Below are 19,421 nucleotides of genomic sequence, written 5' to 3'. Positions count from 1 at the left end.
GCTACTGAAAAAGTAATTTCATATGTAATAATCAAATTATCTAGAAAAGGGACTGCAATGCCCTTTTCTTATTTTAGATGTATTGCCTTTATCTGGGTATTAATAAACAATAAGCGAAATAAATGAAAAATATTATTCACTTAGGTCCTTTCTTTTCAATATCAGACCAAAACTGTGACCTGTAAATCTATGTAGGGTTATTTTATTTTTCAACCAATTGATTTTTAATTAGGTTTCTTGTTATGTGTGAGTTGCTTGGCATGTCTGCCAATGTACCAACGGATATTTGTTTCAGTTTTTCAGGGTTATTAGAGCGCGGAGGCAATACTGGCCCACATAAAGATGGTTGGGGTATTACTTTTTATGAAGGAAAAGGCTGTCGTACGTTTAAAGATCCAGAGCCAAGTTGCCAGTCTGAGATTGCCAAGCTTGTTAAAGCTTACCCGATAAAGAGTATTTCGGTGATAAGCCATATTCGTCAGGGGAATCGTGGTCGTGTGTGTCTTGAAAATACCCACCCATTTACTCGTGAGCTATGGGGACGTGAAATTACGTATGCTCATAATGGTCAACTTTCTAATTATCATGATTTAAAACCTGAGCATTATAGACCGGTTGGAAATACCGACAGTGAATTAGCATTTTGCTGGTTACTTGATAAAGTGCGAGAAAAATACCCTAAACGTCCTTCAAATATGGCATCCGTGTTTCGCTATGTGGCTAAATTTGCGCATACTTTACGTGAAAAGGGCGTGTTTAATATGTTGCTCACTGACGGTGTGTATGTGTTGGCATATTGCACTAATAATCTGCACTGGATCACTCGTCGTGCGCCATTTGGTAAAGCGACTTTGATTGATGCTGATATGGTGGTTGATTTTCAAAAAGAAACTACACCGAATGATGTGGTTACTGTCATTGCAACAAGGCCGCTCACGAACGACGAACGCTGGCAAAAAATGGAGCCAGGTGAGTTTGCGTTATTTAAAATGGGCGAATTAATCTAAGTAGCAGCGGGTTCACCCCGCGACTTTTAAAAGATAATTTACCTAAACGCAGACACCTTCTCGTGATGCAAACGCTTTTCGCGATGTAAAATCGCGACTACTTATTACTAGCTATGGCAACTAAGCGTGATGCAAACGCTTTTCGCGATGTAAAATCGCGACTACTTATTACTAGCTACGGCAACAAGACGTGATGTAAACGCTTTTCGCGATGTAAAATCGCGACTACTTATTACTAGCTACGGCAACAAGGCGTGATGTAAACGCTTTGCGCGATGTAAAATCGTGACTACTTATCATTAGCTACGGTAACCGGTGTTGTAACTGTGAATGAGTTAAGTTGTACTTGAAACTGTTCGACACCTTTTTCGCCTTTCCACATGCGAACTAGCATGTAGTCCATTTCGGGTGCAAACCAAGCAAGGGCTTGACGTTTATCGTTATCGTATAAGCGTTTTACTTTAATGGCTTCAACATTGCCAATGGGTAAAGAAATCATTTCTGTGCCAATGACTTCAAAGTCATAACTACGCAGGTTGCCTTTTTTATCTACTAAAGGATAAGAAAGCTGCGTTTTACCTTGCTTTAATTCTTCGCGAACCTGTACTTGATACGATAACGAGTCTTGGAAATTGTCTGACCAATCGAATTTCAGCGGGTATTTACTTTGGTTACTGTTCACCTGCTTGTGAACAGGATCGAATTTGAGCGTGTATTCTTTATCTGGCCCTGTTCCTGTTCGCTCCATAGCGTAGCTAAGAGGTGATATTTTATGATCTTGGTAACTAAATTCGGAGGTTTCTTTTCGGGAGTCAGAAAAAATCATCCATTCAATTTCACTATGATAGGTAAGTACATAGTTGCCATCGTTGATTTTTTTTAGCTCACGTACCGCTTTACCATGGGTTTCACCTTTACGAAGTACATCGTATTTGGCTTGGTATTGAGTGAGGTCGCCAGCTAAAACACTGGTAGGAAGTAATAAAGTGCCCACACATGCGAGTAGGGCACTTCGTTTTTTATTCTGGGTAATGTGCGCCGTGTGCAGGAAGTTTCTTTTTGTCAAAAACTGCATAATCTGCTTCCATCTTGAGTCGTTGTTCACTGAACCACTTGACCACCAAAGGATAGATTATATGTTCTTGTTGATGAACACGTTGCGCAAGCGTGTCTGCGGTATCGTTTTCGAGTACCGGTACTTTGGCCTGAAGCACAACGGGACCGCCGTCTAGCTCCTCAGTTACAAAGTGAACACTTACGCCGTGAACCTCATCTTTTGCATCTATAGCTCTTTGATGGGTATTCAGCCCTTGGTACTTAGGCAACAAAGAAGGATGAATGTTCAACATTTTTCCTTTAAATTTTTGCACTAAGCTAGGTGTTAGAATACGCATAAAACCAGCTAATACAACCAGATTTGGTTCAAAACTGTCAATAATGTCCATTAACTCAGCATCATAGGCCTCACGCGAGTCAAAATCTTTATGGCTAAGTACACGTGTTTGTATACCTGCATTTTTAGCTCGCTCAAGGCCATAAGCGTCGGCTTTATTACTAATTACAGCGGCGATGTCGGCCTTGATTTCACCGCGCGCACAAGCGTCGATGATGGCTTGAAGGTTTGAACCGCTACCAGAAATTAATACAACAAGACGACAAGGGGTCATTAGTCACGACCACCTAAAATTTCTACTTGCTCTTCGCCTGCTTTCGCATCTTGGATCTCACCGATATGCCATGCATTTTCGCCAAGATCTTTAAGAATTGTTAAGCTTTGCTCAAGTTTGTCGGCAGGAACAACTAAAACCATACCTACACCGCAGTTGAATGTACGGTACATTTCGTGAGTTGTGATGTTGCCGTTTTCTTGTAACCAGTTGAAAACAACAGGCCATTCCCAGCTGTCGCCTTTGATTACTGCTTTTGCAGACTCAGGAAGTACGCGCGGGATGTTTTCCCAGAAACCACCACCCGTGATGTGCGATAACGCGTGAACGTCAACCTGCTTGAATAACTCAAGTAGTTGTTTAACGTAAATGCGAGTTGGCTCTAAAAGGTGATCGCCAAGTGTTTTGCCTTCAAGCTCTGCGCTTGTGTCTGCACCAGATACTTCAAGTACTTTACGAATTAATGAGAAGCCGTTTGAATGAGGACCACTTGATGCAAGTGCGATTAATTGGTCGCCTGCAGCCACTTTCGTACCGTCGATAATTTTTGATTTTTCTACAACACCCGTACAGAAACCAGCCATGTCGTAATCTTCGCCGTCGTACATACCTGGCATTTCAGCAGTTTCACCGCCGATTAATGCGCAGCCAGAAAGCTCACAGCCTTTACCAATGCCAGTTACAACATCAGCCGCAGTATCTACGTCTAATTTACCAGTTGCATAGTAGTCAAGGAAAAATAGTGGCTCAGCACCTTGTACGATAAGGTCGTTTACACACATAGCAACAAGGTCAATACCCACTGTGTCGTGCTTTTTAAGATCAATAGCTAAACGTAGTTTTGTACCAACGCCGTCTGTGCCAGCAACCAGTACAGGCTCTTTATAGCCAGTTGGTAGTTCGCAAAGTGCGCCAAAACCACCGATACCGCCCATTACTTCAGGACGTCTGGTTTTTTTAACTACGCCTTTAATACGCTCAACAAGTGCATTACCGGCATCGATATCTACGCCCGCGTCTTTATAGCTAAGAGACTGTTTTTGTTCGCTCACAGGTTTTCCTCAAAAAAGTTGCATGTGGGTTGCTTAGAAACGCGCGTATTTTACAACAATTGCAATGGCGCGGCTAGTTGAAAAATCACTTTAACCGACTTGACAAGGACAGTTGTCCGCTAAAAAAGGAATTAGCTACTGGGTTTTAGGCTCTTGGTTTGCTCAGAGCCTAAAACCGAGAGCCAAATTTGGCTTAAGCTTTCGCGGTTAAAATAGCGCGAAGAGGGGCAGGGTAACCTTCGATGGTTTTGCTGGTGTCATTTGGATCTAAAAAGTCGATGAGTGATTCGTTTTCCATCCACTCGGTTTTACGTTGTTCTTCAAGCGTTGTGATTGCGCAGTCTTTAACTTGTACATCTTTAAAGCCAACACGCTCCATCCATAGTTTTAATGCTGCGGTGCTTGGAATAAACCACACATTACGCATTTTGGCATAACGGTCGGTTGGCACTAAGACTGTATGCTCATCACCTTCAACAACCAGGGTTTCAAGTACCAGCTCACCACCTGGGCGAAGCTGCGCTTTTAACTGCGCTAAAAAGTCGATAGGTGAGCGGCGGTGATATAAAACACCCATCGAAAACACGGTATCGAATGCTTTTAGTTCAGGCAGAGCCTCTACACCTAGCGGCAATAAATGCACGTTTTCATCTTGGTGATAGTGTTTAATCGCTTGGAATTGGCATAAGAATAAATCGGATGGATCAATACCCACCACAAAATTGGCGCCTTCACCACGCATACGCCATAAGTGGTAACCCGAGCCACAACCAATATCAAGCACAGTGCGGCCTTTTAACGGTTCGATATGCGGCAGTAAACGATCCCATTTCCAATCACTGCGCCACTCAGTATCAATCTCAATACCGTGTAAGCTAAATGGCCCTTTACGCCATGGCATCATGCGCTTTAATAAATGCGTTAACTGTTTTTGCTGACCTTCAGATAGCTCGTCACCGGTGCCAATTTGTACTTTATTCTGAAGGTTTACATGGTTGGTGCTTACTTCAGGTAAGTTTTTCAGCACTTTTTGCCACTTAGGTAAATCGCCGTGGCTGGCTTCTAGTTCCCAGTGCTTTAATTGACCTGGCAAAGTTTCGAGCCAGTGACTAAGCGGGCTTTGTGCAATCGCAGCGTAAAATTGGTTAAACCATTGAGACATGAAATACTCTTTTATATCGTTGTGATGATTACTTGATTGCAATCATCGAGCAGAAGTTAAAACATTGATACCACACTTGCGTTTGGCTAAAACCAATTTCACTTAATCGGTTTAAGTGGGTAGATAAATGATCAGGGCGCATGACGTTTTCGATAGCCGTACGCTTTTGGCTGATCTCAAGCTCCGAGTAGCCGTTATGACGCTTAAAATCATGGTGTAAATCAATGAGCAAATTATCGCATTGCTCATCTTCACCTTTAATTTTTTCGCTAAGCAGCAAAACGCCGCCAGGTTTTAAATTTGCGTAAATCTTTTCAAGCACCGCGTGGCGTTTTTCAGGCGGTATAAACTGTAGAGTAAAGTTCATCGCTACCACAGAGGCATTCTCGATTACTAAATCGTTTATATCACCCAGCGTGACTGTGACCGGCACGTCAGAGCGAAAACCTTGTAAATGTAATTTACAGCGTTCAACCATCGCTTGTGAGTTATCGACCGCAATGATGTTACAGTTATCGGTGCGAATATTACGGCGCATACTTAACGTTACTGCACCAAGTGAACAGCCTAAGTCGTATAGGTTTGAATTGCTTTGCGCGTACTCGCCAGCCAGCTTACCCATGGTGCTTACTATGGTGGCATAGCCTGGCACCGAGCGCTGGATCATATCAGGGAAAACTTCTACTACATGTTGGTCAAAGCTAAAGTCTTTAACCGCTTGCTCAGTGGCATAAATACTGTCTTTTTGCGTCACGTGAACAGTCTCTTTAAAAAATAATACCGCTATTTTAGCATTTTTAACTGGATAGTCAGTGATAAATTCAGTAGCTTGGCTAGAATTATCAATAACAAGTACAAAAAAGAGAAGTTTAATGACTAAAAGCAAAGTGATCAGTACCGAAGATATCTTATCAACTCTGTGTCATTCAGTAACCGGCGTATTGTCATCAGCAAGTGGTAACAATATTAGTTATTCTGCGATGGTGCAAAAAATTACCCGTACCTGTATGCGCCCAGATATTGGCTGTTTTGTATTGTTCGATGGTGGCTTTACAGGCCTAGTTGTTACTAATTTCACAGCGCAAGCAGCTATGGAAATCTACCATGACTATATGCGTAATATGGGGATGCCAGAAGATGAAATTGCGCAAAGCCATTTATCAGATGATGTTGCTAATGTATTAGGTGAGCTGATGAACCAAATTGTGGGCGACTTTACCTCTAAGGTAAGAGAGCAGCTGCATACATCAATCACTCAAAACCAACCTAAAATGATGGCGATTAACAAGCAGGTGCAAATCTCTGTTGATACTACCATGGATAGACCACAAGCTCGCCGTGTAACATTCACTACAGCGAAGCAAAATATTTTCTATCTAGAACTAGCGATGGATAAAACAGAATTCATCAAACTACATGACTTTGATATTTCAGAAGCCGTTGACCCAGATGACATCATTGAAAACGAAGCTAAACAAAAAGCTGAAAAGCAAAAAGCATCATCACAAGTTGATGACGCAGATGATGATTTTATGGCAGAGCTAGGTTTGTAACTTAACGACTTTAGCTTTCAGCTGTCAGGTAAAATAGAGGCGCGGTCTAGACCGCGCTTTTTTGTGTTTTAGAGCAATTGATAACATCTTTGTCTGGGATCCCAATTAACGTAATAGTCTCATCGTCTATTTTTTTGATTTTTGATTTAACTGTCACTGAAGGCCCTCGAGTAAAGCTTTTCACAGACTCTGGTGAAAATAAATTTAGATCATCTTTGATTAGTTTTGTTTTATGGGTATGAGAATCAAAGCTGATCATGATATCACCCTCAAAATCCATTTTTTCTGAGGATTCTACAGAAATAATAGAGGCCAAATTAGGGTTTTGTTTGAAGTAAATTTTAAAAAAGCTTCTTGCGTATGAGTTTAAATCTTCGATTAGAAGTGGTTATGTGGCTATCAACTTCTAGTATTGCATCGTCTGGTAATACTGATTTCATTTTGCAATTCCATTCACCATTAAAAAAACTATAATCTTCAAATGCATTTGCAGTTATACACTTAGAGAGTAATAAAAGCATTATCAAGATCCTATATAACATTCCATTTGTTCCTTTTTGAAAATAATACTTAATGCTTGTTAGCTTCATCTAAATGTCTAACTGCATTGAACTAAAAGCTCGTTTTTAAAGCCTACATTCATCCAATTTATGCTTTAATCACATACTCTTAAACGGATTTTATGATTGCATGAATTACTTAAAAGACTTTATAACAAAATTTGTCATAGCAATGCAAAAGCGCCCTGGTCTTATGGCAGTGTTGGCTTTTTGCAGTGGGGTTGCAAGCTTTATATTCGTTGAGCGAAAAGAGTCATTCTCGCAAGTTATTTCTATACTTTTACTTGTAAGCTGGGTTTGGTTAATTCTAGATAACTGGTTACGGGATAAAGTTGAACAGCAATTTGGTTTGGCTGTGTCTCCCAATTTTATGCGTTTTGCATTACAGGTTGTGCAGCAAGAGAGTTTGTTTTTTGCTCTACCGTTTTTTTTAGCTGTGACAACGTGGGATCACCCACAGGCTGCATTTACTGGTTTAATTGCACTGTGCGCATTTATCTCTGTTGTTGATCCGCTTTATTATAAAAAACTCGCTAAACACAGTGTGTTATTTACTGTTTTTCATAACTTTTCGTTATTTGTTGTAATCTCAGTTACTTTACCTATTTTATTCCAACTTACCACCAGCCAGAGCTTTGAAATTGCGCTCATTACAGCTGTTATCTTTACCATACCAAGCTTAGGTAACTTAATGCCTAATGCAAAATGGTGGCGTTTTCCATTACTTGTCTTGCTATTAGGAGCGCTCAGTGCAGGTTTATGGCAGTTACGTAGCTTTGTGCCGCCTGCGGCACTGCGCTTAACCGATATGAGCATGTCGTATCAGCTTGACGAACAAGCTCGTAAACCAATAGAGCCGATTCAAAAATTAACCGAGCATGCTTTACATCAAAAAGGTCTATATAGCTTTAGCGCTGTTAAAGCCCCGAGAGGCTTGAATGAAAAAATTTACCATGTATGGGTGCATAACCGTAAAGAGGTTGAGCGTATTCCATTAGAAATATCGGGTGGACGGGAAAAGGGCTATAGGGCGTGGAGTCATAAAACGAATTTCCCTGCAGATTCATCTGGCAAATGGATAGTTAAAGTGGTTACAGAATCAGGACAGCTAATTGGTCAAATAAGGTTTGAAGTTGAATAAAGCGCTTCCGATTTCACTTAAACTAGGCACTCTAGTAAGGATTTTTTCCTTCACCTACTAATACACTGAATATTCTTAAATCCAGTTCTAGTTGATGGTATTGCGGCTCCATGTGACAACATAGTTGATAAAATGCTTTGTTGTGATCTTTCTCTTTAAAATGAGCCAGTTCATGTACGACGAGCGCTTTGAGTAATGGCTCAGGTGCGCGAAGTAAATCGCTATTAATCGCTAGGTCGTGTTTACGGGTTTTACCTTGCATACGAAAAGTATGGGTACCTAACGCATTGGTGACCATATCGCCTTGTTTTTTGAACGCGGCACGGCTAAAAGGTAGGGCGTTTTTAAGATAACGCTTTTTTAGCTCAGTGGCGTAACTGTATAAGGCTGTGTCGCTGGTAATACTATGTGCATCAGGGTATTTGCCCTTGAGGTAGTTTGCAGCTTTGTTGCCATTAAATAGTTGTAACACTTGCTCAATAATATGGGGTGGGTAACCTTGAAAATAACGGCTGTAATCTTTCATATGCACTCTGAGATTAAAATAAACTGCTTTGGCTTGCTTCGCGTTCACCTATAAAAGGCGCAAGCACGGGGTGATTGTAACCTAAATCTTGGCAAAACTGTCTTGCTAAAAGTGGCGACTGGCGATTATCTGCGGTATGAAAAAATACATAAGGTGATTTACCTTCTTCGAGCCACTGGTTTATTTTTTTTAGCCAAGGTTGGTAATAGGATTTGTATTCGTGCTCTAAGCTTGCAATAACAAAACGCACCAGTGGGTTATTGTTTGTAGCGATTGCATGCACAGGTAAATGAGGCTTTTTCTTTTGCGCATCAATGAGTGCATCGGTATCGGCGGGTACAGCAAATAAAGCGCGAGTATCCATGCTTATGCGGTCTATATTATTTTCAATTAATAGCTGATTTAAACGAATTTCAGCATCTCCTTTTTGGAAAAAGGCAGGGTGACGAACTTCTACGCCGTAATTAAGCTGTTTTGGTAACAGGGCAATAAAGTTAGTCAGTAGTGGCAGGGCATTCGGGCCAAAAGCACTGGGTAACTGCAACATAATTTGCCCTGTTTTGGCAAAAATTGGCTCAAATAAGCTTAACCATGCGTTCAACTCACTATTTACATTAGTCAGTTGTAATTCGTGACTAAATCGCCGATGAAACTTAAAAGTAAATTTAAAGTCTTCGGGTACTGCATCATGCCAGCGTAACAATGACTCGTGACTTGGGTCAGCATAAAAACTGGTATTACCCTCGACTGAATTAAAGCATTGCGCATACTCACTGAGCATGTCGGCGCTTTTACAGTGACTAGAGAGTAAGTTTCCTTTCCATGCGGTGCTAGACCACTGCGGACAACCTAAGTACAGCATTAAATCAACCAATAAATTTAAATTCGGGCTAGTGTACCAAAAGAAGTGTTTACTCAGAAGTCGGGACGTATATTTAGCCCCTGACAGGCACTGCTGGCACTCGCATTTTACGATGGTTTGGGTATAATGCTCTGCCTTAAATGATTACTTTGTATAGTGGCTTTTGCTCTCAAAATAGCGAACTCTTAAGAGCAGGCGGCTATAAGTCTTTAACTGACAGGAATACTATGCGCTCTATATATTGCGGACAGCTAAATAAATCTCACGTAGATCAAGAAGTTGAACTATGTGGTTGGATCAACAAACGCCGTGACCTTGGTGGCCTTATTTTCGTCGATTTACGTGACAGAGAAGGTTTAGTACAAGTTGTTTTTGATCCTGAAGTAGAAGGATTAATGGATACTGCGAATAAACTACGTCAAGAGTTTTGTGTGCAGTTAAAAGGTGTTGTTCGCGCACGCCCTGATAGCCAAGTAAATAAAGACATGGCAACAGGTGAAGTTGAAATTTTAGGCACAAGCTTAACTATCATCAACCGCTCAGAGCCATTACCACTTGATTTTAATCAGCAAAACTCTGAAGAGCGCCGTTTAAAATACCGTTACCTAGATTTACGTCGTCTTGAAATGAGCGACCGTATTAAACTTCGTGCAAAAGCGAGCAGCTTTGTGCGTCGTTTCTTAGATGACAACGGTTTCTTAGACATTGAAACACCGGTACTGACAAAAGCAACACCGGAAGGTGCGCGTGACTACTTAGTACCTAGCCGTGTTCACAAAGGTAGCTTCTACGCTTTACCTCAGTCGCCACAATTATTTAAACAATTATTAATGATGTCGGGCTTCGATCGTTACTATCAAATTGTTAAATGTTTCCGTGATGAAGACTTACGTGCTGACCGTCAGCCAGAATTCACGCAAATCGATTTAGAGACGTCATTCATGAGCTCTGACGAAGTGCGTGCAATGACTGAGAAAATGATCCGCGAAATGTGGCAGTCATTATTAGACGTTGATTTAGGCGACTTCCCAGTTATGCCTTACAGCGAAGCAATGCGTTTATATGGTTCTGATAAACCGGACCTACGTAACCCAATGCAACTTGTAGACGTTGCTGATTTAGTAAAAGACGTTGAGTTCAAAGTATTCTCTGGTCCTGCTAATGACGAGAAAGGCCGTGTTGCGGTATTAACTGTACCAGGCGGTGCTGAGCTTTCTCGTAAACAAATCGACGACTACACTAAATTCATCGGAATCTATGGCGCGAAAGGCCTAGCATGGATGAAAGTTAACGAGCGTGCTGCGGGCGTTGAAGGCGTGCAATCACCAATCGCTAAGTTCTTAAACGAAGAGGTGATTAACCAGTTACTTGAGCGTACGAACGCACAATCTGGCGATATCATTTTATTCGGTGCTGACAAGCGTAATGTTGTAAACGAAGCAATGGGTGCACTACGTCTTAAGATTGGTGTTGATTTAGGCATCACTGATCTAGATAGCTGGAAACCTTTATGGGTTGTTGATTTCCCAATGTTCGAAGAAGACGACGAAGGTACATTGCATGCGGTTCACCACCCATTCACTGCACCAAAAGGTATTTCTGCCCAAGAGCTTGAAGCAAACCCAGCAGGTGCATTATCAGATGCATATGACATGGTCTTAAACGGCTACGAAGTTGGTGGTGGTTCGGTACGTATTCACAATGCAGATATGCAAGAAACAGCATTCAGAATCTTAGGTATCGAAGCGCAAGAGCAACAAGACAAGTTTGGCTTTTTACTGGACGCACTTAAATACGGTACACCACCGCACGCAGGTCTTGCGTTTGGTCTTGACCGTTTAGTTATGCTGTTATGCGGTACTGATAACATTCGTGACGTTATTGCCTTCCCTAAAACAACTCAAGCATCATGTTTATTAACAGATGCACCAAGCAAAGCAAATGCAGATGCATTAACTGAGCTTGCCATTGATGTTGTAGCGAAAGACGCCGAATAATTTATAATAAACTGAATTATAAGGTTTAATGAAAACCCTAAGGTGTATGCCTTAGGGTTTTTTTGTGCTTAAATGTTTTTTAAATATGTTCTTCAAGGAGTGGGCATGAGTGTAAGTGGAAGCTTCATCGGTTTTTTCATTTTGATTTTAATCCCGTTTTTTGCCGTTATTAGCTATTACTTAGGTAAACGTAAAACGACAACACCTGTAATCGTCGCTATAATCGGTGGGCTTTTAGCTTATATGTCGTTATTTGGCCTAATTTTTATTGCTGTACCGGTGCTTAAAAAAGATATTGAGATGAGCGCGTGATCAAAAGTCATTCACTTTATTTTGAACACACCTTTGAGGTTAATTTAGCGGGCCAAACGTTTTCACATTGTGAGTTTGAGCAATGTGAATTTATTGACTGTGACTTTAGCAGTAGCCAGTTTGAAAATTGTCGATTTATAGAGTGTGAGTTCAAAAACTGCAATTTAGCTGCGCTTGGTCTTAGATACACCTCACTCGAAGAGGTCAGCTTTAAAGAGTGTAAATTAACCAGTGTGCGCTTTACTGATGTTGATTGGCCGCTACTTGCCAGCCGTGCTCCAGTGAGTTTTATTAGTTGTGAACTTAGCTACAGCAGCTTTTTTGAACTGAGTTTAAAGGCTTTAAAAATGCGCAGCTGTTTTGCCAAAGATGTTGATTTTAGACATGCAGATTTATCATCTGCTGACTTTACTGATACGGATTTTCGTGACAGCTTGTTTCAACAAACTAATCTCAGTAACGCTAATTTTATTGGTGCCAGCCATTTTGCCATTGATATAACTGCTAACAACATCAGCAAAGCTAAATTTGAGCGCTATGCAGCTCTGGAGTTACTCGCAGGGCTCGATATAGAGCTGGTGGACTAAGCTTTATTACTAAGAGGGTTAAGTAAGATGATGAATTTAAGTCCTATCACCTTGGAAGGTCAATTTGTTAAATTAGTGCCGTTAACAAGTGAGCATCGCGATGCTTTAGTAAGCGCTGCTACGGATGGAAAGCTTTGGGAGCTTTGGTTTACCTCGGTGCCCAATGAAGAACGTGTTGACGATTACTTAAGTATGGCGTTTGAGCAACAAGCACTTGGTCGCGCATTACCATTTGCTGTCATCGATAAACACACAGGCACCGTGATAGGCTCAACCCGTTTTTGCAATATTGATAGTAAAAACCGACGCTTAGAAATTGGCTATACTTGGTATGCCAAGCGTTTTCAGCGTACTGGGGTTAATACTGAATGTAAAAAACTGCTGCTGACTTATGCATTTGAAACACTTAATGTGATTGCCGTTGAGTTTCGTACCCATTGGCATAATCAGGCTTCGCGCAATGCCATTGCTCGCTTGGGAGCGAAACAAGATGGGGTTCTACGTAATCACCAAATTATGGCCGATGGGTGCGTTCGTGATACCGTGGTGTTTTCAATTATTGATGGTGAGTGGCCTATGGTTAAACGCAGCTTAGAATTCAAATTAGCGCATGTTAAATATTAAAAAGGCGGCGCTAATGCTCGCTTTAACTCTTAGCGGGCAGACAGCGTTTGCTAATCAAACACAGACGCTGTTCGATACAGAGCGAGCGCGCCATATTCCGGTGACTATCACAGCAGCCGATAGCACATGCACGGTAAAGAAAAAGTGCCCAGTGGCGTTTATTGGTGCAGGGTATGGTATGGCACATACAGACTATCAATTTGCCCAGCAAGTTTTTCATCAACATGGTTATTTAACGGTTGAAGTTGCACATGAATTAAAGGGCGATCCGAGTTTAAACCTAGAGCCGCCATACATGACTACACGCATGGAAAACTGGCACCGTGGTGTACAAACCCTTGAATTTTTAGCCACAGAACTTGCAAAGCGTTATCCTGCGTATGACTTTAATCAGCTCACTTTATTTGGGCACTCAAATGGGGGGGATATTGCAGCATTGTATGCCGCTATTTATCCTGTTAAGGTTTCTAAGCTTATCACCCTTGATCATCGACGTATGCTGATACCCCGAAACAAACATATTGCTGTGCTTACGCTACGTGGTAGCGATTACCCAGCGGATGATAGGGTGTTATTAACGGATGAGGAGCTAGCTGTGTATCCTGTAACGCAAACTGTAATTCCTAATTCTCGCCATAACGACATGTATGATGGCGGGCCGAAATGGTTAGTTGAAGCGATGACAAAGCAACTGACGCTTTTCTTAGAATAAACAGTTAGGTAGAGTTAGCGCGTTATTTTCTAACGCGCTAATAGGTTATTTATTTACGAGCTCGCTAATCACCAATGGATTGTTATGAAGTGTTTTATGCACGGGGCACTTATCTGCTATTTCGAGCAAACGTTGTCGCTGTTCATCCGTAAGATCACCTACTAGCGTAATTTTACGCGTGATTGCTTCTAGCTTATTGTTGTGTTCACAATCATCGCAATCTTGGTGATAGTCACGTGTATGATTAAGCTCAACTTTAATATGCTCTAACGGTAAGTTTTTGCGGCTAGCGTACATTCTAAGAGTCATTGATGTGCAAGCGCCAAGGCCTGCAAGTAAGTGGTGGTAAGGGTCGGGCCCTAAGTTACTACCCCCTACCTTTAATGGTTCATCAGCAAGCCAAGTATGATCTTTTGTACTGACATATTGGGTAAAAACGTGATCTTTTTCTTCAACAAGTACACTGCCATTTAATAATTGAGCCGTGTAACTTTCTTTTTCATAATCAATATAACGCGTTGCCCATGATGCGATTACCCCTGCAGCATAATCAGCATCCACTTTGTTACTAAGCAAATGGTCGGCGTCATCTAAACTTATAAAACTCTTAGGATGTTTCGCTGAGGCGTAAATTTTTTCTGCCTCGCTAATATCAACGGTTGTATCGATAGGGGAGTGCATCACTAGTAAAGCACGTTTTAATTTACTTATATGGCTTCGATCATACTGTGCTATGTCATCCAAAAATTGCTTTTTAATGGTAAATTCACGACCTGCCAAGTTTACTTTTGCTTTTCCTTGGTTGTTAATTTCATCTATTTGGGCTGCAAAGTTATGACTTACATGCTGAGCATCCGATGGCGCACCAATAGTCACAATGGCTTGTACTTCATTAATTTTATCAGCGGCTGCAAGCACTGCAGCACCTCCCAAGCTATGGCCAATGAGTAACTGTGGTGCTTTAAAGTTTTCACGTAAATGCTCTGCTGCGGCGATCAAGTCTTGGATGTTGGAGGAGAAATTGCTGTTAGCAAAATCACCATCGCTATTACCTAAACCGGTAAAGTCAAAACGTAACACGGCAATTCCTTGTTGAACTAGTGCGCGGCTTATTCTGGTTGCAGCTGCTATATCTTTTCCACATGTAAAGCAGTGAGCAAATAGAGCGTAAAACTTTACATCGTTTGCAGGGTACTCAAGTTGTCCTGCAAGTGTTAGCTCACCGCTATGAAATGTTATTTTTTTGCGCATGATATAAACCCTACCTTTATTTAATATTTAAGAATAGACCCGTTGAACTTGTTTTTACTTTTGAACTTTTCCAAAATTTTTGCAGTGGTTGATCTGTATCAAAACTAAGGCGTTAACAAAACAGGAGCGGACATAAGTCCTTATGTTTTTACCTGTGTTTCTCTATCCTCGCGAAGCGCTATAATGAAGAAATGCTAAGCTTAGCACAGACTTCTAGAACCTTATTCACTGGAAAAGACAATGCAACATTTACCTACCGTTGATTATAAAGCGAGCGATGCGGCCGCTCAATTTGTTGAGTCACTAAGAAACACAGGTTTCGGTGTATTAAAAAATCACCCAATCCCTCAGTCATTAGTTGAGTCTATTTACAAAAATTGGCAAGAATTCTTTAATTCTGAGCAAAAGCATGAGTTTTTATTTTCAAAAGAAACACAAGATGGTTATTTCCCACCATCAGTGTCAGAAGTTGCAAAAGGCTTTACCGTTAAAGATATTAAAGAGTATTACCACGTTTATCCAAAAGGCCGTGTTCCAGCACAGTTAGAAGAAGAAATCCGTGAGTACTACCGTTTAGCGAATGAGTTTGCAGCGACATTATTAAGCTGGGTTCAAGCTGAAGCACCAGAAGATGTGCGCGCTAAGTTCTCTATCGACCTTAAAGATATGATTGCTAACTCTGAGCAAACACTTCTGCGTATTCTTCACTACCCACCAATGACAGGTGATGAAGAGCCAGGCGCAATTCGTGCTGCTGCACACGGTGACATCAACTTATTAACTGTTTTACCTGCGGCGAATGAGCCAGGTTTACAAGTACAAAAAACAGATGGCGGTTGGTTAGACGTACCATGTGATTTTGGTAACCTGATCATCAATATTGGTGACATGTTACAAGAAGCGTCAGGTGGCTACTTCCCATCGACGATTCATCGCGTGATCAACCCTACGGGTAAAGCGTCTACGAAATCACGTATTTCGTTACCATTGTTCTTACACCCGCGCCCTGATGTTGTTCTCTCTGAGCGCTACACAGCCGACAGCTACTTACAAGAGCGTTTACGTGAGTTAGGCGTAAAGTAATTGTTTAAATTTAAAAAGGTGGATTAAATAATCCACCTTTTTATTAAATGAGACCCTTTTAGAATTTTGCGCTCAGACCAAAATATAGATTACGTTCAGGTGCTGGCTCAAAGTAACCGCGTTGGCTCACATCTCTATTAGCATTTGCGTTAATACGTACATTTGCAAAATAATCTTTTGAGAATAAGTTACGTATCCCCGCTTTTATAGATACAGAAGGCGATAGCGAGTAGGAAGCGCGTGTGTTAAATAGCCAATTTTGTTTTATTTGTGTGTCGTTACTATTTTCGGCATAAAACCGACCGGTATAACTCGACTCAAATTCAATTCGCCATTCATTATACTGCCAGTTAATTTGACTGACCCACTGTTGCCTTGGTAAGCCAGGCATACGATTTCCGTCTACATTATCACCACTTAGTGGAGTGAAGTTATCGAATTGATAGCGAGCCAATGTCAGCGCATTTCGCCACTGCCATTGTTCATTGAGTTGCCACTCTAAAGCTAACTCGAGGCCTTTTCGGTCAGTTTTTCCTGCGTTTTCGAAAAACCTGAGGCCGTCAATTTCGTAGGGAATTATTTCATCGGTCACTTTAGTTGCAAACAAAGTGATGTCGTATTTAATGTCACTCAACTCGCCTCGAACACCTAACTCACGGCTTAAAGAATCTTGAGGTTTTAAAAATGGGTTAAAGCCTGCACCTTGTGGGTTGGCAAACTCTGTAAAGGTTGGTGATTCATAAGAGGTGGCTAAATTAGCATACCATTGATGCCTTAGACCCAGTCGATAGCTAAGCCCTAAATTGCCATTCCACTCATGATATTTACGTTGACCTGAACCAACACCACTTTGCGCTAAGTGAGCATTAATTGACATTTTTAAATCATCATAGCGTACCCCAGTGGTTAAAATTACGGCGTCGTTAAGGTGCCAATCTACAATACTAAAGGCACTCATTGACCTTGCTTCTTGTAGTTCATCAACCGTTTGCCCTGTTATTTCAGCGTTAGGGGAGACGCTAAAGCGTTGCCGGTCATCCTCTTGCTTACGTATTTCAATACCCGATGTGTGGCGAATCGGTCGTTTATTTGCTCGTAAGTCTTGGGTTATTTCAAAACTACTTCCATAAAACCAGCGATCGTAGGCAATTAAACTACTGCCAGGAAATGGCAGTTGTTGTTCAAAATCGCGATGGGTTGCAAATAGATTAATCATCCACTGGGTATTTTCGAACGAACTATCTCGTAAAGTTACACCTAGGGTTTGTTGCTCGACCTGCTGTCCGCTGTCTAATCGTTTAGCCATAAAAGTGGCTTGACGTCGATCTTCATTAACTTGGGTTCTAGTTAGCCCGCCTGGGTCTTCGGATGTTGGCATATCCATGAGTGAAGTGATTACAGTGAGTGTTTTACTGTCGTTAATATTCCAAATAAACTTACCGCGCAAAGTGGTTTTTTCAACCTGACTTTGCTCTCGATAGCCATTAAAGTTGAGATGGCTTGCACTGATATAGGCACTGCCAGTGTTGTTGCTGGTTCCTGCTTGTGCGTTTAACTTATATAAGTCATCACTACCGACATCAAGGTTTAGAGTGACACCTTTGAATGTTTCGCCATTTTTTGTACTGATATTAATTGCCCCTCCTGCGCCGTTACCGTATTGGACGGTTGCTGCGCCGCGAGTCACATGTAATTGGTCTATACCGTTAAGTTCAATATCATCTACTTGAGTTTGCCCATCGGGTAAAGTGTAGGGGATATTATCTACGTGTAATTGCATTCCTCTTACACCGAACGGTGCGCGAGAACCAAAGCCACGAATAGAAATACGTAGATTTTGCGCAAAATTATAGCGGTTTTGAAAGTACACACCAGGCACAAATTGCAGAGCTTCATCCAACTGTAAAGCTTCTTGTAGTTGAAATTCACGTTGCCCATCAACAAGTGTGACAGCTGCGGGAGTGTTGTAAAGCTCCCTTGGTAATCGTGACGCAGTGACATCAATAATTTCCAATGGCAGGGTGTGTGGTTGATTAGCTGCAAAAGCATCGACGGGTATTGACCAAGCGCACATCATCGCTGATAAATACAAAGGTGTTCTTTTATTATTAAGGGCCATGGTTGACCTCCTTTGTGTAAATCTTGTTGTATTTAGGGGGGTGATTAGCGTCGAAATTTAACGTGATGTCGTTGTAATTGACTGATGCTGGTACAGCCCATGAGTTTCATATCTCGCTCAATTTCACTTTGCATCAAACCAAGTACTCGCTCAACGCCTGGTTGGCCTGCAGCTGCAAGTGCATAAAGATACATTCGACCAATCCCAACCGCTTTCGCGCCGATCGACAACGCTTTGAGTACGTGTGAGCCTCGTTGCACACCGCTGTCAAATAACACATCAATGTCATCGCCAACCGCATCTACAATCTCAGCCAGTTGATCAAACGAGCTGCGTGAGCCGTCTAATTGCCGCCCGCCATGATTTGATACCACAATACCCGTGCAGCCTATTTCAACAGCGCGCTTAGCATCTTCGACGCTGATAATACCTTTAAGGCAAAATTGACCATTCCAATACTGGACCATATCTGCGACATCTTGCCAGTTCATTGAAGGGTCTAGCATATTGGTAAAGTAGTCACCGATTGAAGAGCTATTTCCTTTCATATCTATGTGCTCTTGTAGTTGCGGGAGCGAAAACTTTTCATGCAGTAAATAGTTTATGGCCCAGTTCGGCTTACGAATAAACTCCCACATACCAGACATAGTTAACCTGAAAGGAATTGAAAACCCTGTGCGTAAATCCCGTTCTCTATTTCCACCTGTAATTGAGTCAACAGTCAACATCATGACTTCAACACCACAGGCTTTTGCACGGTCCATCATTGCTTTGTTTAAATCGCGATTTTTATGAAAATAAAACTGATAAACTTGAGGAATATCAAAATTTTTTGCTATTTTCTCCATTGATACGGTGCCTAGGGATGACACGCCAAATAGGGTGCCAAATTTTTCGGCAGCACCCGCTACAGCATGTTCGCCTTGGTGATGATATAAGCGTTGCAATGCTGTTGGAGAACAATAAATAGGTAGTTTAATTTTTTGCCCCATAACTTCGGTGCTAAGGTCAACGTGCTGAACGCCTCTGAGTACATTGGGCACTAAATCACATTGATTAAATGCTTCAGTGTTGCGTCGCATGGTTACTTCATCATCGGCACCCCCCGCAATATAGTTATAAATAGGGCTAGGTAGGCGTTGTTTAGCTAGTTTTTCAAAATCATGATAGTTAACACATTGGTTTAAATTCATATTTATCAATTCC

At 41.5% G+C, this 19,421-nt stretch carries 20 protein-coding genes; 9 read left to right on the top strand and 11 right to left on the bottom strand.

Annotated features, from left to right (window positions below; genetic code table 11):
• The first annotated feature begins 242 nt into the window (after positions 1-242).
• The gene (locus PAARA_RS12725) at positions 243-1,007 is read left to right on the top strand and encodes a class II glutamine amidotransferase (RefSeq protein WP_062569383.1); all 765 of its coding nucleotides are present in this window, start codon (positions 243-245) and stop codon (positions 1,005-1,007) included.
• Between the two features lie 289 nt (positions 1,008-1,296).
• Here PAARA_RS12725 and PAARA_RS12720 read toward each other — a convergent pair whose 3' ends face one another.
• From PAARA_RS12720 to cmoA, 5 genes are all read right to left on the bottom strand, one after another.
• Positions 1,297-2,082 carry a DUF3108 domain-containing protein gene (locus PAARA_RS12720; RefSeq protein ID WP_083515312.1) on the bottom strand — a complete coding sequence of 262 codons (786 nt, stop codon included), beginning with the start codon at positions 2,080-2,082 and terminating at the stop codon, positions 1,297-1,299.
• Positions 2,027-2,674 (bottom strand): phosphoribosylglycinamide formyltransferase, encoded by a 648-nt coding sequence (gene purN, locus PAARA_RS12715; RefSeq protein WP_062569381.1) that lies wholly within the window; start codon positions 2,672-2,674, stop codon positions 2,027-2,029. Before purN ends, PAARA_RS12720 begins: the two co-directional genes overlap by 56 nt.
• On the bottom strand, positions 2,674-3,726 hold the full coding sequence (gene purM, locus PAARA_RS12710; RefSeq protein ID WP_054551593.1) for a phosphoribosylformylglycinamidine cyclo-ligase: 1,053 nt from the start codon (positions 3,724-3,726) through the stop codon (positions 2,674-2,676). The genes purN and purM overlap by 1 nt, the downstream gene beginning before the upstream one ends.
• Before the next feature lie 193 nt (positions 3,727-3,919).
• Positions 3,920-4,888 carry a tRNA 5-methoxyuridine(34)/uridine 5-oxyacetic acid(34) synthase CmoB gene (gene cmoB, locus PAARA_RS12705; protein ID WP_062569380.1) on the bottom strand — a complete coding sequence of 323 codons (969 nt, stop codon included), beginning with the start codon at positions 4,886-4,888 and terminating at the stop codon, positions 3,920-3,922.
• 28 nt (positions 4,889-4,916) lie between these two features.
• On the bottom strand, positions 4,917-5,642 hold the full coding sequence (gene cmoA / locus PAARA_RS12700) for a carboxy-S-adenosyl-L-methionine synthase CmoA (RefSeq protein ID WP_062569419.1): 726 nt from the start codon (positions 5,640-5,642) through the stop codon (positions 4,917-4,919).
• 118 nt (positions 5,643-5,760) lie between these two features.
• Between cmoA and PAARA_RS12695 the strand changes: the two genes are divergently transcribed.
• On the top strand, positions 5,761-6,441 hold the full coding sequence (locus PAARA_RS12695; protein WP_062569379.1) for a DUF3334 family protein: 681 nt from the start codon (positions 5,761-5,763) through the stop codon (positions 6,439-6,441).
• 46 nt (positions 6,442-6,487) lie between these two features.
• Here the strand turns inward: PAARA_RS12695 and PAARA_RS12690 are convergent, their stop codons facing one another.
• The gene (locus PAARA_RS12690) at positions 6,488-6,700 is read right to left on the bottom strand and encodes a hypothetical protein (protein WP_157066202.1); all 213 of its coding nucleotides are present in this window, start codon (positions 6,698-6,700) and stop codon (positions 6,488-6,490) included.
• A 431-nt stretch (positions 6,701-7,131) separates the two neighbouring features.
• Here PAARA_RS12690 and PAARA_RS12680 point away from each other — a divergent pair, with 431 nt between their 5' ends.
• Positions 7,132-8,142, top strand: a complete 1,011-nt coding sequence (locus PAARA_RS12680; protein ID WP_062569376.1) for a DUF5924 family protein — start codon at positions 7,132-7,134, stop codon at positions 8,140-8,142.
• A 31-nt stretch (positions 8,143-8,173) separates the two neighbouring features.
• On the opposite strand, the gene PAARA_RS12675 is transcribed toward PAARA_RS12680, so the two are convergent.
• Entirely contained in the window at positions 8,174-8,668 is a 495-nt protein-coding gene (locus PAARA_RS12675) for a M48 metallopeptidase family protein (RefSeq protein WP_062569375.1), read from the bottom strand.
• Between the two features lie 13 nt (positions 8,669-8,681).
• Entirely contained in the window at positions 8,682-9,530 is an 849-nt protein-coding gene (locus tag PAARA_RS12670; RefSeq protein ID WP_062569374.1) for a DUF72 domain-containing protein, read from the bottom strand.
• Positions 9,531-9,757: 227 nt separating this feature from the next.
• On the opposite strand from PAARA_RS12670, the gene aspS reads away from it, so the two are divergent.
• From aspS to PAARA_RS12645, 5 genes are all read left to right on the top strand, one after another.
• On the top strand, positions 9,758-11,527 hold the full coding sequence (aspS, locus tag PAARA_RS12665; RefSeq protein WP_062569373.1) for an aspartate--tRNA ligase: 1,770 nt from the start codon (positions 9,758-9,760) through the stop codon (positions 11,525-11,527).
• 105 nt (positions 11,528-11,632) lie between these two features.
• On the top strand, positions 11,633-11,839 hold the full coding sequence (locus tag PAARA_RS12660) for a hypothetical protein (RefSeq protein WP_062569372.1): 207 nt from the start codon (positions 11,633-11,635) through the stop codon (positions 11,837-11,839).
• Positions 11,836-12,426 (top strand): pentapeptide repeat-containing protein, encoded by a 591-nt coding sequence (locus tag PAARA_RS12655; protein WP_420806956.1) that lies wholly within the window; start codon positions 11,836-11,838, stop codon positions 12,424-12,426. The genes PAARA_RS12660 and PAARA_RS12655 overlap by 4 nt, the downstream gene beginning before the upstream one ends.
• 27 nt (positions 12,427-12,453) lie before the next feature.
• Positions 12,454-13,050 (top strand): GNAT family N-acetyltransferase, encoded by a 597-nt coding sequence (locus PAARA_RS12650; protein WP_245219953.1) that lies wholly within the window; start codon positions 12,454-12,456, stop codon positions 13,048-13,050.
• Positions 13,051-13,063: 13 nt separating this feature from the next.
• The gene (locus PAARA_RS12645; protein WP_420806955.1) at positions 13,064-13,762 is read left to right on the top strand and encodes an alpha/beta fold hydrolase; all 699 of its coding nucleotides are present in this window, start codon (positions 13,064-13,066) and stop codon (positions 13,760-13,762) included.
• A 45-nt stretch (positions 13,763-13,807) separates the two neighbouring features.
• On the opposite strand, the gene PAARA_RS12640 is transcribed toward PAARA_RS12645, so the two are convergent.
• Positions 13,808-15,013: a bifunctional alpha/beta hydrolase/OsmC family protein gene (locus PAARA_RS12640; protein ID WP_062569369.1), complete on the bottom strand. Its 1,206-nt coding sequence runs from the start codon at positions 15,011-15,013 to the stop codon at positions 13,808-13,810.
• A 240-nt stretch (positions 15,014-15,253) separates the two neighbouring features.
• Here PAARA_RS12640 and PAARA_RS12635 point away from each other — a divergent pair, with 240 nt between their 5' ends.
• Positions 15,254-16,096 carry an isopenicillin N synthase family dioxygenase gene (locus PAARA_RS12635; protein WP_062569368.1) on the top strand — a complete coding sequence of 281 codons (843 nt, stop codon included), beginning with the start codon at positions 15,254-15,256 and terminating at the stop codon, positions 16,094-16,096.
• A gap of 58 nt (positions 16,097-16,154) precedes the next feature.
• On the opposite strand, the gene PAARA_RS12630 is transcribed toward PAARA_RS12635, so the two are convergent.
• On the bottom strand, positions 16,155-18,215 hold the full coding sequence (locus PAARA_RS12630; RefSeq protein ID WP_062569367.1) for a TonB-dependent receptor family protein: 2,061 nt from the start codon (positions 18,213-18,215) through the stop codon (positions 16,155-16,157).
• Positions 18,216-18,259: 44 nt separating this feature from the next.
• Positions 18,260-19,408, bottom strand: a complete 1,149-nt coding sequence (locus PAARA_RS12625; protein WP_062569366.1) for an alpha-hydroxy acid oxidase — start codon at positions 19,406-19,408, stop codon at positions 18,260-18,262.
• Between the last annotated feature and the right edge of the window lie 13 nt (positions 19,409-19,421).

This window comes from Pseudoalteromonas arabiensis, from assembly GCF_001550155.1.
Classification (GTDB): domain Bacteria; phylum Pseudomonadota; class Gammaproteobacteria; order Enterobacterales; family Alteromonadaceae; genus Pseudoalteromonas; species Pseudoalteromonas arabiensis.
Note: the sequence above shows the minus strand (reverse complement) of the source record. Positions and strands in the feature narration are given on the sequence as shown.